Genomic DNA, 13,114 nt, shown 5'->3' with positions numbered 1-13,114 from the left:
TGAACACCATGACTGAACAGACTCTCAACGGGCGCGTCGCCCTTGTCACGGGCGGCACCACCGGCATTGGCTTCGGATCCGCCAAGCGCTTGCTCGAGCACGGTGCCACCGTGTACATCACGGGCCGCCGCAAGGACGTCCTTGAAGCCGCTGTCGCCAAGCTTGGCAAAGGCGCTCATGGCATCCAGGCGGACGCCACTGTCAAGGCCGACATGCAGCGTGTGGCTGACGCCATCAAGGCGGCACACGGCCAGCTCGACGTCCTGTTCGCGAACGCCGGCGGGGGTCACGCGACGCCACTGCCGGAGTTGACCGAACAGCAGATCGACAGCGAACTGTCCATCAATATCAAGGGCGTGATCCTGACGATGCAGAGCATGCTGGGTGTGCTGCGTAACGGCGCCTCGGTGGTGCTCAACGCTTCCATCACCGCCGACATGGGACTCAAGGGTTTCGGTGTCTACGCGGCGACCAAGGCGGCCGTCCGCTCGCTCGCCCGCAGCTGGACGACCGACTTGAAAAACCGCGACATCCGCGTCAACACTATCAGTCCGGGCGTGGTGCCCACCGAAGGCTATGGCAAGGAGCAGAAAATGACCGACCAGCAGGTCAAGGACTACGTCGATCGTGTCTCGACCGAGATCCCGGCCGGCCGTGTCGGCACGGTGGAGGACATCGGCGATGCCTTGGTGTTCCTCGCGTCGGACGCCAGTGGCTATGTCCGTGGCATCGACCTGGTGGTGGACGGCGGCATGACCCGCGTCTACGCGGGCAAGAACTGAGATGGTGCTGCCTTGACCGCACCAATCACCGCCGAAAAGCAGGACGAAGTTCATATCGTCTGCGAGCTGCGCTGCGCGCCTGCAAACCGGGAGCGGGTACGCGAACTCGCGCTCCGGTTCGTGGCGCCGGCGCGCGCCGAGCCAGGCTGTCTCTACTACCACCTTCACCAGAAGCTGGACGCGCCTGACACTTTCTTCATCATCGATGGCTGGGCGAATCAAGCGGCCGTCGACGCTCACGCGGGCAACGAGCATGTGGCCGAAGTGATGAAGGAGCTGCGTCCGCTTCTGATCTTCGGGCCATCGCTCACCTTCAGCACGCGTGTGAGCGATTGAGCTTGCCACGCGGCGCCTCACGCTCACGTAGCTGAACGGTTGAGAGCAGCACCTTCAAGGGGCAGGTTCTGGGTTCTCGCGAGCGGGCGCAGAATGTGCCAATGAGTAGCTCCAAAGTCGCAGTAGTGCCTGACGCCCATGCGGCCCTGTGTGAGGGCGTGCGACGTCTGTGCGCCGAGCAGGGCCGGCCGCTGCCCGAGGCGCGGCGGATGCCTGAGCGGTGGCTCACCGCTCAGGAGTGGGTCAGAGCACATGATCGAAGCCCAGTGGGGCCCCAGATCCAGAACGCGCTGGGTGAACCCGATGTCTACTAGCGCTCGAGCTGAAGCGACGGACCTGCACATAGACTCGCGAGAGGAGCGGCCCGCCTTCCTCGAGAGGCTGCCCGCGGCTGCCCCGCTGCCGGCCATTTGCACCGTTCTTAACTCTCGCGACATCCAGCGGGCCATGCAGGATCCGCCTGAGCCCCTGTGATCGTGCCCCCGACAGCAGCCCTTGGTGCAGGCGAACCAAGAGGGCGCTTTGCCGGGAAGCCTTGTTGTTGCATGCAACGCAAAGGCGGGCGTCAATGGCCGCTTTTGCGTTAAGTGCCTATCAGCATTGAATTTTTCAGGATCCTGGTGCGTCAGCTAGAGAATGCCGGCGCCCAAACAAAAGCCCCGCAGTGCGGGGCTTTTTTCTGGATCCCAGCCTGCGCTGGGATGACAGCCGTTTACTTCAACTTGGTCTCTTTGTACTCGACGTGCTTGCGCGCCTTCGGGTCGAACTTCATGATCGACATCTTCTCGGGCATCGTCTTCTTGTTCTTGCTCGTGGTGTAGAAATGGCCGGTGCCCGCGGTGGACTCCAGCTTGATCTTCTCGCGACCGCCTTTGCTTGCCATGTTCGTGCTCCTTAAGCCTGACCGCGGGCGCGCAGGTCTGCGAGCACGGAGTCGATGCCGTTTTTGTCGATGAGGCGGAGGCCGGCGTTGGAGATGCGCAGACGCACCCAGCGGTTTTCGGTCTCGACCCAGAAACGGCGATATTGCAGGTTCGGCATGAACCGGCGCTTGGTCTTGTTGTTGGCGTGGGAGACGTTGTTCCCCACCATCGGGCCTTTGCCCGTCACTTCGCAGACGCGTGCCATGGGCACTTCTCCTTGACCGCCCGTCACATCACGTGAGGGGCTCACCTCGCCCTGACGGGGGCGGTATCCGGCCAGGGCAAGCCCAGCAAAGCCCAAGATTATACCCACCCCCGAAGCGGCTGCGCCGCCTCCCCCTCAAGGGGGCGCCACCAGCAGCCCGGCAAAGCCGGTTCCGCGGTGGCCCGCGAAGGGTCAGCCCTCGTTCTGTTCTAGGAACCGCTGCGCATCCAGCGCCGCCATGCAGCCCGTCCCGGCGCTGGTGATGGCCTGGCGATAGATGTGGTCCTGCACATCGCCCGCGGCAAAGACGCCCGGCACACTGGTCATGGTGGCGAATCCCTGCAGGCCGGACTTCGTCAGGATGTAGCCGTCCTTCATCTCCAGCTGGCCCTGGAAGATCTCGGTGTTCGGCCGGTGGCCGATGGCGATGAAGCAGCCCTGCAGCATCAGGTCTTCGGTGGCGCCGGTCTGCGCATCCTTCAGCCGGACCCCTGTCACGCCCGTCGCGTCGCCCAGCACTTCATCCAGTGTCTTGAACAGCTTCAGCTCGATCTTGCCCGCGGCGACCTTCTCCTTGACCTTGTCGACCAGGATGGGCTCGGCGCGGAACTTGTCGCGGCGGTGCACCAGGTAGACCTTCTTCGCGATGTTCGAGAGGTAAAGCGCTTCCTCCACGGCGGTGTTGCCGCCGCCGATCACGGCAGTGACCTGGTCGCGGTAGAAGAAGCCGTCGCAGGTGGCACAGGCACTGACGCCCTTGCCCATGAAGGCGGTTTCGGATGGCAGGCCCAGGTATTGGGCCGACGCGCCCGTGGCGATGACCAGCGCGTCACAGGTGTAGGTGCCGCTGTCGCCCGTGAGCGTGAAGGGGCGCTTCGAGAAGTCGACCTTGTTGATGTGGTCGAAGATGATCTCCGTCTTGAAGCGCTCCGCGTGCTCCAGGAACCGCTGCATCAGTTCGGGTCCCTGGACGCCGGCGACGTCGGCCGGCCAGTTGTCGACCTCGGTCGTGGTCATCAATTGCCCGCCCTGCGCAATGCCGGTGACGAGCACCGGATTCAGGTTGGCGCGGGCTGCGTAGACGGCGGCGGTGTAGCCGGCGGGGCCGGAGCCGAGGATCAGGACTTTGGCGTGTTTGTTGGTCATGGTGAAAAACCTGTGTGGTAAAAGCCACAGGTCGGTGTACATTTCGGCCCGATTCGCGAAGTATCAACGGTGCGGGCATGCCGCATGCTTGGCACTCATCAATCGGGATGATTGTAAGAAGCCATTGGCCGCCCGCCGGGCAGGAGGGATTAGAGATATGTCGATGCTGTCCAACCTGGAGCTGATCCGCAGGGTGCCCCTGTTCGCTCTGCTGACGGCAAACCAGGCGGAGGCCGTGGCCGACGCAGTCGTCAAGCGCCGCTTCAAGCGCGGCGAAGTGATCGTGGAGCAAGGCGAGAAGTCCAACACGCTGTACATCATCCTCACCGGCCGGATCCGGGTCGTCACGTCCGACAAGCGCGGCCGCGAGGTCATCCTTGCCACCTTGAACCCCGGCGACTACATCGGCGAGATGAGCCTCATCGACAACGAACCGCACTCGGCCACCTGCCGTGCCGAGGTGCAGACCGACATGCTCACGCTGGGCCGCGCGGAGTTCGCGCGCTGCCTGCCCGAGAACAGCTCGATGGCCTACGCCATCATGAAGGGGCTGGTGCAGCGCCTGCGCCACGCCGACCGCAAGATCGAATCGCTGGCCTTGATGGACGTCTATGGCCGTGTCGCCCGAGCGCTGCTGGAATTCGCCCAGCCGGATCGCGACGGCGTCATGATCATCAAGGACCGCATTTCCCGTCAGGACATTGCCAAAATGGTCGGTGCCTCGCGCGAAATGGTCAGCCGGGTCATGAAAGACCTCGAGGACCGGGGCTTTATCGAGACCCGGGAAGACGGCTCGATGGTGGTCAAGGACAGGCTCACCACGCTCGGTTGATCCTTGTCATCCCGGGCAGAGCCTGCCCCGGACTAGATCCGGGGACCCGGGATCCATGGCGGAGCGCCAACACTTTGGAGTGCGTTGCATGGATTGCGGGTCAAGCCCGCAATGACAACCGGTAAGCTCACGCTTGCGCATGACGTATTCGCTGAACACCCTGACCGACCCGACGCCGTCCGCCGCGCGCTCCGGCGCCGCCCGCTTCGCGCACGAAACCATCCTGTTGCTGGCCGCGGTCGCCTGGGTGTTCTGGTTGCTGGCGCTCCTCAGCTATTCGCCGTTGGACCCGGCGTTCTCGACTTCGGGGGACGGCGCGGCCGTGCGCAACTTTGGCGGCCGCCTGGGCGCCTGGGTCGCCGACGGCAGCTATTTCCTGCTGGGCTACTCGGTGTGGTGGTGCCTGGCCGCGGGGCTGCGCGCCTGGGTGGCATCGCTGGCCCGCTGGATGCGAGGCGGCGAACCGACCCCGGTGCCTCCTGGCCCGGCCCGCTGGGTCCGCGGCCGTGCCGGTTTCTGGCTCGGCCTGGCCCTGCTGCTGGCGGCCAGCACCGCGTTGGAGTGGTCGCGGCTGTATCGGTTCGAGGGACGCCTGCCAGACCATGCCGGCGGCGCCCTGGGCTACCTGGTCGGTCCGGCCGGCGTCCAGTGGCTGGGCTTCGCGGGCTCCGGCCTGGTGTTCATCGCGCTGCTGATTCTTGGCGCCGCCGCGGTCTTCCGCTTTTCCTGGAGCCAGGTGGCCGAGCGCATCGGCGCGGCCATCGACGGCTTCATCGAGTCGCGCCGCGAAAAGCGCGAGATGGCGCAGGACCTGGCCTTCGGCCAGCAGGCTGCCCGCGAGCGCGAGGAGACGGTGCAGGTCGAACGCATCGAGATCGAGGAGCACCATCCGGTGCCGGTGGTGATCGAGCCGCTGATCCTCGACCTGCCGAAGAGCGAGCGGGTCGCCAAGGAAAGGCAGAAGCCCCTCTTCGTCGAACTGCCGGACAGCAAGTTGCCGCAGGTCGACCTGCTGGATGGCGCGCTGGCGCGCCAGGAGACCGTGGCGCCCGAGACGCTCGAGATGACTTCCCGCCTGATCGAGAAGAAGCTGAAGGACTTCGGTGTGGAGGTGCGGGTGGTGCTGGCGCAGCCGGGCCCGGTGATCACGCGCTATGAGATCGAGCCGGCGACGGGCGTGAAGGGCTCGCAGATCGTCGGCCTGGCGAAAGACCTGGCGCGTTCACTCAGCCTGGTGTCGATCCGTGTGATCGAAACCATTCCCGGGAAGAACTACATGGCGCTGGAGCTCCCCAACGCCAAGCGGCAGTCGATCAAGCTGTCGGAGATCCTGGGTTCGGCCCAGTACAACGAGGCCAGGTCGCAGCTCACCATGGGCCTGGGCAAGGACATCGTCGGCAACCCCGTCGTGGCCGATCTCGGCAAGATGCCGCACGTGCTGGTGGCCGGCACCACCGGCTCGGGCAAGTCGGTGGGCATCAACGCGATGATCCTCAGCGTGCTGTACAAGGCCGAGGCGCGCGACGTCCGCCTGCTGATGATCGACCCGAAGATGCTCGAAATGTCGGTGTACGAGGGAATCCCGCACCTGCTGGCGCCGGTGGTGACCGACATGCGCCAGGCCGCCAACGGCCTGAACTGGTGCGTGATGGAGATGGAGCGCCGCTACAAGCTGATGAGCAAGCTGGGCGTGCGCAACCTGGCGGGCTACAACGCCAAGATCGACGAGGCGAAGGCGAAGGAGCAGTTCATCTCCAATCCCTTCAGCCTGACGCCCGACAGCCCCGAGCCGCTGGAGCGCTTGCCCTACATCGTCGTCGTCATCGACGAACTGGCCGACCTGATGATGGTGGTCGGGAAAAAGATCGAAGAGCTGATCGCGCGGCTCGCGCAGAAGGCGCGCGCGGCCGGCATCCACCTGATCCTGGCCACGCAGCGCCCGAGCGTGGATGTGATCACGGGCCTGATCAAGGCCAACATCCCGACCCGCATTTCCTTCCAGGTGTCCAGCAAGATCGACAGCCGGACCATCCTGGACCAGATGGGCGCGGAGGCGCTGCTGGGCATGGGCGACATGCTCTACATGGCCAGCGGCACGGGGCTCCCGGTTCGCGTGCACGGCGCCTTCGTCAGCGACGAGGAAGTGCATCGCGTCGTGGCCTACCTGAAGTCGCAGGGCGAGCCGAACTACATCGAAGGCGTGCTGGAAGGCGGAACGGTTGATGGCGAGGAGGGTGCGACGGGTGGCGCCGGCGGCGAGGGCGGGGAGGGCGATCCGCTGTACGACCGCGCCGTCGAAATCGTGCTCAAGAACCAGAAGGCCAGCATTTCCCTCGTGCAAAGACACCTGGCCATCGGTTACAACAAGGCGGCCAACCTGCTGGAAGCCATGGAAAAAGCCGGGCTGGTCACCGCCATGAACGCACGGGGCCAGCGCGAGATCCTGGTCCCGGGCCGGCAGGAATAAACAGTTCGTTGCGAACTTGCCCGCTGGCAGGCCACCCAACGGACAATGTCCTGTTGGGAGAATCCATGAAGAAAACAATTGCCACTCTGCTTTTCGCCGGTGCGGCGCTGGCCGCCCACGCCGGGCCCATCGAGAGTCTGGAGAATTTCATCAAGACCGCCAAGTCGGGCCGTGCCGACTTCACGCAGGTCATCACCGCGCCCGGCCGCGACGGCCAACCCGGCAAGACCCGCACGTCCAACGGCACGTTCGAGTTCCAGCGGCCGGACCGCTTCCGCTTCGTCTACAAGAAACCGTTCGAGCAGACCATCGTGGCCGACGGCCAGACCCTCTGGCTGCACGACATCGGCTTGAACCAGGTCACCTCGCGCAAGCAGGCCCAGGTGCTGGGCACGACGCCCGCGGCGCTGATCGCCGCGTCGCCCGACTTGGCCACGCTCAAGCGCGAGTTCGAACTGGTCGCCTTGCCGGACAAGGACGGCATGCAATGGGTGCAGGCCACGCCGAAGGTGAAGGAAGGCCAGCTGACCAGCATGAAGGTGGGCTTCCGCGGCAATGACCTCGCCGCGCTGGACATCCTGGACAGCTTCGGCCAGCGCTCGGTGCTGACGTTCAACGGCATGCAGCTCAATGCCGGCGTGAGCCCGGATGCGTTCAAGTTCCAGGCGCCGCAAGGGGCGGACGTGGTGCGGGCGCCTTAAAAAGGATGTCATTCCAGCGAAGGCTGGAATCCAGGGGGCGCCTGGATCCCCCTGCCTGCGCAGGGGCAGGCTCTGCCCTTCGCAGGGATGACATCCCTTCAAATCTCCCGCGCGATCTGATCGAGCTGCTTCCGCTCGATGAATTCATCCATCCGCGACAGCAGCCGCCACCACTCCGAGCCGTCTTCGCGATAAACCCGGACGGCACCCGCGCGCACCAGGATCTTGCGCAGCTCGTCGTCGGTAAAGCCTCCGAGATGATTGCGCAGGGTCTCGAATGAGCGGTCGGTGAAGCTCTTGTGCGACAGGAAATGGCGGGCGGTCAGTTCCGCCATGAAGTCGACCTTGTTCTGCTCCTGGAGGATGCGCAGCTGGTTGCGGAACTGCTGGCGATTGAGCAGGATGCTCATAAGACCGCCGACGATCGCTCCCATCAGGGCCGAGAAGGTGTGCCAGAGCGCGTTGTCCATGGTGGGCGGAATATAAACTGCGTGGCATGAGCAGCAAGCCCCCCCTGGCCCACGCGCCGCTGGCCGAAAAGCTGCGGCCGCGCACGCTGGGGGAAGTGATCGGCCAGCAGCACCTGCTGGGCGAAGGCATGCCGCTGCGCATCGCGTTCGAATCGGGCCAGCCCCACAGCTGCATCCTGTGGGGGCCGCCGGGCACCGGCAAGACCACCATCGCACGGCTGATGGCCGACGCGTTCGACGCGCAGTTCATCACCATCAGCGCGGTGCTGGGTGGCGTGAAGGACATCCGCGAAGCCGTGGAGCAAGCCCAGCTCGCACAGGCCACCGGGCGCCGGACCATTGTCTTCGTCGACGAGGTGCACCGCTTCAACAAGAGCCAGCAGGACGCCTTCCTGCCGCATGTCGAGTCCGGGCTCTTCACGTTCATCGGCGCCACCACCGAGAACCCGTCGTTCGAGGTCAACTCCGCGCTGCTCTCGCGCGCCGCGGTGTACGTGCTGCAACCGCTTTCGGAGGACGACCTGCGGCAGATCGTCGCGCGGGCCCAGGCCATCGACGCCGTGCCGGCGATCGAAGCGGAAGCGCTGGACCGGCTCATCGCGTATGCCGACGGCGACGCGCGTCGCCTGCTCAATACCCTCGAGACCCTGGCCGTTGCAGCCACCAAGGAAAGGCGCGCGCAAATCGACGATGCGTGGCTGCTCAAGGTGCTGGGCGAGCGCATGCGCCGCTACGACAAGGGCGGCGAGCAGTTCTACGACACCATCAGCGCCCTGCACAAGTCGGTGCGTGGCTCGGACCCGGACGCCGCGCTCTACTGGCTGGTGCGCATGCTCGATGGCGGCGCCGACCCGCGCTACATGGCGCGCCGCATGATCCGCATGGCGGTGGAAGACATCGGGCTGGCCGACCCGCGCGCGCTGCGCATGGCGCTGGACGCCACCGAGGTGTACGAGCGGCTCGGCACGCCCGAAGGCGAGCTGGCGCTGGCCGAGTGCGTGATCTACCTGGCCGTGGCCCCGAAATCCAATGCGGTCTACAACGCCTACAACGAGGCGCGCACCCTCGTGCGCAAGGAGGGCACCCGCCCGGTGCCCATGCACCTGCGCAACGCACCCACGCGCCTGATGAAGGACTTGGGCTATGGCAAAGGCTACCGGTACGCGCATGACGAGGCGGACGCGTTCGCCGCGGGCGAGACCTACTTCCCCGAAGGCATGTCGCCGCCCGACTTCTATCGGCCCGTGGAGCGGGGCCTGGAAATCCGCATTGCCGATAAGTTGCGGCAGCTGCGCGAACTCAACAATCAGAAAGATTAATCCTCGCGCTGCCCCGTTGCGTGGTCTGATTTTCCAGGGTAAACCCCGGCGGGCGGGGCGTTCAGCCTGTCAGGTGGCGCTACTACAATCCCGGCCGTGAACCCGCCCATGGTTGTGCTTGGCGGGTTTTTTGCTAGATGACGAGGGCGCCTCACAAAGGCGCCTTTGTCGATAAAGAGCGGCCCAGGGTAAGCCCATGGGCTGACCCTGCCGGCCCTGAACGGCAAAGAAACGGAGAAAACCTCTATGGATATCCTGCTGCAGCAGATCATCAACGGTCTGGTTCTCGGCAGCATGTATGCCTTGGTAGCGTTGGGCTACACCATGGTGTACGGCATCATCAACCTGATCAACTTCGCCCACGGCGAAGTGCTCATGGTGGGCGCGCTCACCAGCTGGGCCATCATCACCACCGCACAGGAAGCGATGCCCGGCATGCCCGGCTGGCTGCTGCTGGCCGTGGCGCTCGTGATCTCCTGCATCGTCGCGGCGGCGCTGAACTTCGCCATCGAGAAGATCGCCTACCGGCCCTTGCGCAACAGCCCCAAGCTGGCACCGCTCATCACCGCCATCGGCATGTCGATCCTGCTGCAGACGCTGGCCATGATCATCTTCAAGCCGAACTACAAGCCGTACCCCACGCTGCTGCCGGCGGCGCCCATCCAGGTCGGCGGCGCGGTGATCACCACCACGCAGATCATGATCCTCGGGCTCACCGCGGTGTCGCTGGCGGTGCTGATGTACCTGGTGAACTACACGCGCATGGGCCGCGCGATGCGCGCCACGGCGGAGAACCCGCGCGTGGCGGCGCTGATGGGCGTCAAGCCCGACACGGTCATCTCCATGACCTTCATCATCGGCGCCGTGCTCGCCACCATCGCGGGGGTGATGTACGCCTCGAACTACGGCACGGTGCAGCACACCATGGGCTTCCTGCCCGGCCTGAAGGCCTTCACCGCGGCCGTGTTCGGCGGCATCGGCAACCTGGCCGGCGCGGTGGTGGGCGGCATCCTGCTGGGGCTGATCGAATCGATCGGATCGGGCTACCTCGGTGTGCTCACGGGCGGTGTGCTGGGCAGCCACTACTCCGACATCTTCGCCTTCATCGTGCTGATCGTGGTGCTGACGCTCCGGCCTTCCGGCCTGCTCGGCGAGCGCGTGGCCGACCGGGCTTGAGGAGCCGCACATGATGAATTTCATCAACAAGCAGAACAAGTACGTGGTCTACGCGCTCGGCGCGCTGGCCCTGGCCATCCTGCCGCTGATGCTGCAGGGCATGGGCAATTTCTGGGTGCGCATCGCGGACACGGCGTTGCTCTATGTGCTGCTGGCCCTCGGCCTGAACATCGTGGTCGGCTATGCGGGCCTGCTCGACCTGGGCTTCGTGGCCTTCTTCGCGATCGGCGCCTACATGTATGCGCTGATGGCGTCGCCGCACCTCTCCGAGGCCTTCCCATGGTTCGCTCAGATGTTCCCCAACGGGTTGCACACCTCGCTGTGGCTGGTCGTCCCCATGGCGGCGTTCATCGCGGGCATCCTCGGCGTGTTGCTGGGCGCACCCACGCTCAAGTTGCGCGGAGACTACCTGGCGATCGTCACGCTGGGCTTCGGCGAGATCATCCGGGTGTTCCTGAACAACCTGGACCACCCGGTCAACATCACGAACGGCCCCAAGGGCCTGAGCCAGATCGACTCCGTCACGCTCTTCAAGTTCGACGCCCTGGGCTTGCCCGGCATCAACCTGGGCAAGCCGATGGAGATCGGCAGCTACACGCTGAATTCGGTCACGCAGTACTACTACCTCTTCCTGGTGCTGGTGGTGTTCAGCCTGATCATCTGCCACCGGCTGGAGCTGTCGCGCATCGGCCGCGCCTGGATGGCCATCCGCGAAGACGAGATCGCCGCCAAGGCCATGGGCATCAATACGCGCAACATGAAGCTGCTGGCTTTCGGCATGGGCGCCACCTTCGGCGGCGTGTCGGGCTCCATGTTCGCGGCGTTCCAGGGCTTCGTGTCGCCGGAGTCGTTCAGCCTGATGGAGTCGGTCATGATCGTCGCCATGGTGGTGCTGGGCGGCATCGGCCACCTGCCCGGCGTCATCCTGGGCGCGGTGCTGCTGTCGGCGCTGCCGGAGGTGCTGCGCTGGGTGTCGGGCGTGCTCGACCTGCAGGCCCTCACCGGCGGCCGGCTCGACGCCTCCATCCTGCGCCAGCTGCTGATCGCGCTGGCCATGATCATCGTGATGCTGATGCGGCCGCGCGGCCTGTGGCCGACGCCGGAACACGGCAAGGCCCTGCCGCCCGCTGAGGGGAAGGCAGCATGAGCGGAGAAGTCGTCCTCCGCGTTGCGGGCATCTCCAAGCGTTTCGGCGGGCTGCAAGCCCTGTCGGACGTCGGCCTCACCATCGAGCGTGGCCAGGTCTATGGCCTGATCGGCCCGAACGGCGCCGGCAAGACCACCTTCTTCAACGTGATCACCGGCCTCTACACGCCCGACAGCGGCACCTTCGAGCTGGCCGGCAAGCCTTACCAGCCGACGGCGGTGCATGAAGTCGCCAAGGCCGGCATCGCTCGCACGTTCCAGAACATCCGCCTCTTCGCCGAGATGACGGCGCTCGAGAACGTGATGGTCGGCCGCCACATCCGCACGGGCTCGGGCCTGCTCGGCGCCATCTTCCGCACCAAGAGCTTCGTGGCCGAAGAAGCCGACATCGCCAAGCGCGCCCAGGAGCTCCTCGACTACGTCGGCATCGGCGGCTTCACCGACTACAAGGCGCGCACGCTGTCTTATGGCGACCAGCGCCGCCTGGAGATCGCCCGCGCCCTGGCCACCGACCCGCAACTGATCGCGCTGGACGAACCCGCGGCTGGCATGAACTCCACCGAGAAAGTGGTACTGCGCGAGCTGATCGACCGCATCCGTGGCGACGGCCGCACCATCCTCTTGATCGAGCACGACGTGAAGCTGGTGATGGGCCTGTGCGACCGCGTGACCGTGCTCGACTACGGCAAGCAGATCGCCGAGGGCTCGCCGTACGACGTGCAGCGCAACGAGAAGGTGATCGAGGCCTACCTGGGCCACAGCCACAAGAACACGGCGGGCCCCGGCGAGCAGGCGCCGGCCACGAGCGGAGCGGAAGAATGAGCGACACCCCCACCCTGCTGAAGGTCGGCGGCCTGAAAGTGGCCTACGGCGGCATCCAAGCCGTGAAGGGCGTGGACTTCGAGGTGCACGAGGGCGAACTGGTCACGTTGATCGGCTCCAACGGCGCCGGCAAGACGACCACGATGAAGGCCATCACCGGCCTTCTGCCGTTGAAGGACGGTGACATCCAGTACCTGGGCCAGAGCATCCGGGGCCGCGGCGCCTGGGACCTGGTGAAGCAGGGGCTGGCCATGGTGCCGGAAGGCCGCGGCGTCTTTACGCGCATGACCATCACCGAGAACCTCCAGATGGGCGCGCACATCCGCAACGACAAGGCGGACATCGCGGCGGACATGGACAAGGTGTTCGGCATCTTCCCCCGGCTGAAGGAGCGCAAGGACCAACTGGCGGGCACGATGTCCGGCGGCGAACAGCAGATGCTCGCCATGGGCCGTGCGCTCATGAGCCGGCCCAAGGTGTTGCTGCTGGACGAACCCTCGATGGGCCTGTCGCCCATCATGGTGGACAAGATCTTCGAAGTGGTTCGGGAGGTGCATGCCCAGGGCGTCACCATCCTGCTGGTCGAGCAGAACGCCAGCCGCGCCCTGGAGATCGCGGACCGGGGTTATGTGATGGAGTCCGGGCTGATCACCATGAATGGGGATGCCAAGATGATGTTGAGTGACCCGAAGGTGCGGGCGGCGTACCTGGGGGAGTAGGTTGCAATGGTGCGGCGCAGTATTTTTTGCAACTCGTAACGGGTTGCGGTATGCTGCCGTCAAGACGTTT

At 65.3% G+C, this 13,114-nt stretch carries 14 protein-coding genes; 10 read left to right on the top strand and 4 right to left on the bottom strand.

The window, feature by feature from the left end; all coding sequences use genetic code 11:
* The first annotated feature begins 8 nt into the window (after positions 1–8).
* Both FN976_RS06395 and FN976_RS06390 read left to right on the top strand, forming a co-directional pair.
* Positions 9–782, top strand: a complete 774-nt coding sequence (locus FN976_RS06395; protein WP_145892132.1) for an SDR family oxidoreductase — start codon at positions 9–11, stop codon at positions 780–782.
* Positions 783–794: 12 nt separating this feature from the next.
* Positions 795–1,118, top strand: coding sequence for a putative quinol monooxygenase (locus FN976_RS06390; RefSeq protein ID WP_255440174.1), 324 nt, complete (start codon positions 795–797; stop codon positions 1,116–1,118).
* Between the two features lie 712 nt (positions 1,119–1,830).
* On the opposite strand, the gene rpmG is transcribed toward FN976_RS06390, so the two are convergent.
* The 3 genes from rpmG to trxB all read right to left on the bottom strand — a co-directional run bounded on the left by rpmG (position 1,831) and on the right by trxB (position 3,392).
* A complete protein-coding gene (rpmG, locus tag FN976_RS06385) occupies positions 1,831–2,001 on the bottom strand; it encodes a 50S ribosomal protein L33 (protein WP_055899695.1) in 171 nt (56 codons plus the stop codon).
* Positions 2,002–2,012: 11 nt separating this feature from the next.
* Positions 2,013–2,246: a 50S ribosomal protein L28 gene (gene rpmB, locus FN976_RS06380; protein ID WP_145892130.1), complete on the bottom strand. Its 234-nt coding sequence runs from the start codon at positions 2,244–2,246 to the stop codon at positions 2,013–2,015.
* Positions 2,247–2,438: 192 nt separating this feature from the next.
* Positions 2,439–3,392, bottom strand: coding sequence for a thioredoxin-disulfide reductase (gene trxB / locus FN976_RS06375; protein WP_145892128.1), 954 nt, complete (start codon positions 3,390–3,392; stop codon positions 2,439–2,441).
* A 157-nt stretch (positions 3,393–3,549) separates the two neighbouring features.
* Here trxB and FN976_RS06370 point away from each other — a divergent pair, with 157 nt between their 5' ends.
* From FN976_RS06370 to lolA, 3 genes are all read left to right on the top strand, one after another.
* Positions 3,550–4,224: a Crp/Fnr family transcriptional regulator gene (locus FN976_RS06370; protein WP_145892126.1), complete on the top strand. Its 675-nt coding sequence runs from the start codon at positions 3,550–3,552 to the stop codon at positions 4,222–4,224.
* A gap of 139 nt (positions 4,225–4,363) precedes the next feature.
* A complete protein-coding gene (locus tag FN976_RS06365; RefSeq protein WP_145892124.1) occupies positions 4,364–6,691 on the top strand; it encodes a DNA translocase FtsK in 2,328 nt (775 codons plus the stop codon).
* 65 nt (positions 6,692–6,756) lie between these two features.
* Positions 6,757–7,392 (top strand): outer membrane lipoprotein periplasmic chaperone LolA, encoded by a 636-nt coding sequence (gene lolA, locus FN976_RS06360; protein ID WP_145892122.1) that lies wholly within the window; start codon positions 6,757–6,759, stop codon positions 7,390–7,392.
* A gap of 98 nt (positions 7,393–7,490) precedes the next feature.
* On the opposite strand, the gene FN976_RS06355 is transcribed toward lolA, so the two are convergent.
* Complete coding sequence (locus FN976_RS06355) at positions 7,491–7,862, bottom strand: hypothetical protein (RefSeq protein WP_145892120.1); 372 nt, start codon at positions 7,860–7,862, stop codon at positions 7,491–7,493.
* A gap of 26 nt (positions 7,863–7,888) precedes the next feature.
* Here FN976_RS06355 and FN976_RS06350 point away from each other — a divergent pair, with 26 nt between their 5' ends.
* From FN976_RS06350 to FN976_RS06330, 5 genes are all read left to right on the top strand, one after another.
* On the top strand, positions 7,889–9,181 hold the full coding sequence (locus FN976_RS06350) for a replication-associated recombination protein A (RefSeq protein WP_145892118.1): 1,293 nt from the start codon (positions 7,889–7,891) through the stop codon (positions 9,179–9,181).
* A 246-nt stretch (positions 9,182–9,427) separates the two neighbouring features.
* The gene (locus tag FN976_RS06345; protein WP_145892116.1) at positions 9,428–10,357 is read left to right on the top strand and encodes a branched-chain amino acid ABC transporter permease; all 930 of its coding nucleotides are present in this window, start codon (positions 9,428–9,430) and stop codon (positions 10,355–10,357) included.
* Between the two features lie 13 nt (positions 10,358–10,370).
* Positions 10,371–11,504, top strand: a complete 1,134-nt coding sequence (locus FN976_RS06340) for a branched-chain amino acid ABC transporter permease (protein WP_145892354.1) — start codon at positions 10,371–10,373, stop codon at positions 11,502–11,504.
* Positions 11,501–12,325 carry an ABC transporter ATP-binding protein gene (locus FN976_RS06335; RefSeq protein WP_255440173.1) on the top strand — a complete coding sequence of 275 codons (825 nt, stop codon included), beginning with the start codon at positions 11,501–11,503 and terminating at the stop codon, positions 12,323–12,325. Before FN976_RS06340 ends, FN976_RS06335 begins: the two co-directional genes overlap by 4 nt.
* Complete coding sequence (locus FN976_RS06330; RefSeq protein ID WP_145892114.1) at positions 12,322–13,044, top strand: ABC transporter ATP-binding protein; 723 nt, start codon at positions 12,322–12,324, stop codon at positions 13,042–13,044. The genes FN976_RS06335 and FN976_RS06330 overlap by 4 nt, the downstream gene beginning before the upstream one ends.
* Positions 13,045–13,114: the final 70 nt, after the last annotated feature.

This window comes from Caenimonas sedimenti (assembly GCF_007833165.1).
Classification (GTDB): Bacteria; Pseudomonadota; Gammaproteobacteria; order Burkholderiales; family Burkholderiaceae_C; genus Ramlibacter; species Ramlibacter sedimenti.
This window is presented reverse-complemented; position numbering and strand designations above follow the sequence as displayed.

Excerpts from the sequence above, each read along its gene's own strand:
- FN976_RS06395 (WP_145892132.1), top strand. The coding sequence starts at position 9 with ATGACTGAACAGACTCTCAACGGGCGCGTCGCCCTTGTCACGGGCGGC.
- rpmG (WP_055899695.1), bottom strand. The coding sequence starts at position 2,001 with ATGGCAAGCAAAGGCGGTCGCGAGAAGATCAAGCTGGAGTCCACCGCG.
- rpmB (WP_145892130.1), bottom strand. The coding sequence starts at position 2,246 with ATGGCACGCGTCTGCGAAGTGACGGGCAAAGGCCCGATGGTGGGGAAC.
- trxB (WP_145892128.1), bottom strand. The coding sequence starts at position 3,392 with ATGACCAACAAACACGCCAAAGTCCTGATCCTCGGCTCCGGCCCCGCC.
- FN976_RS06370 (WP_145892126.1), top strand. The coding sequence starts at position 3,550 with ATGTCGATGCTGTCCAACCTGGAGCTGATCCGCAGGGTGCCCCTGTTC.
- FN976_RS06365 (WP_145892124.1), top strand. The coding sequence starts at position 4,364 with ATGACGTATTCGCTGAACACCCTGACCGACCCGACGCCGTCCGCCGCG.
- lolA (WP_145892122.1), top strand. The coding sequence starts at position 6,757 with ATGAAGAAAACAATTGCCACTCTGCTTTTCGCCGGTGCGGCGCTGGCC.
- FN976_RS06355 (WP_145892120.1), bottom strand. The coding sequence starts at position 7,862 with ATGGACAACGCGCTCTGGCACACCTTCTCGGCCCTGATGGGAGCGATC.
- FN976_RS06350 (WP_145892118.1), top strand. The coding sequence starts at position 7,889 with ATGAGCAGCAAGCCCCCCCTGGCCCACGCGCCGCTGGCCGAAAAGCTG.
- FN976_RS06345 (WP_145892116.1), top strand. The coding sequence starts at position 9,428 with ATGGATATCCTGCTGCAGCAGATCATCAACGGTCTGGTTCTCGGCAGC.
- FN976_RS06340 (WP_145892354.1), top strand. The coding sequence starts at position 10,371 with ATGAATTTCATCAACAAGCAGAACAAGTACGTGGTCTACGCGCTCGGC.
- FN976_RS06335 (WP_255440173.1), top strand. The coding sequence starts at position 11,501 with ATGAGCGGAGAAGTCGTCCTCCGCGTTGCGGGCATCTCCAAGCGTTTC.
- FN976_RS06330 (WP_145892114.1), top strand. The coding sequence starts at position 12,322 with ATGAGCGACACCCCCACCCTGCTGAAGGTCGGCGGCCTGAAAGTGGCC.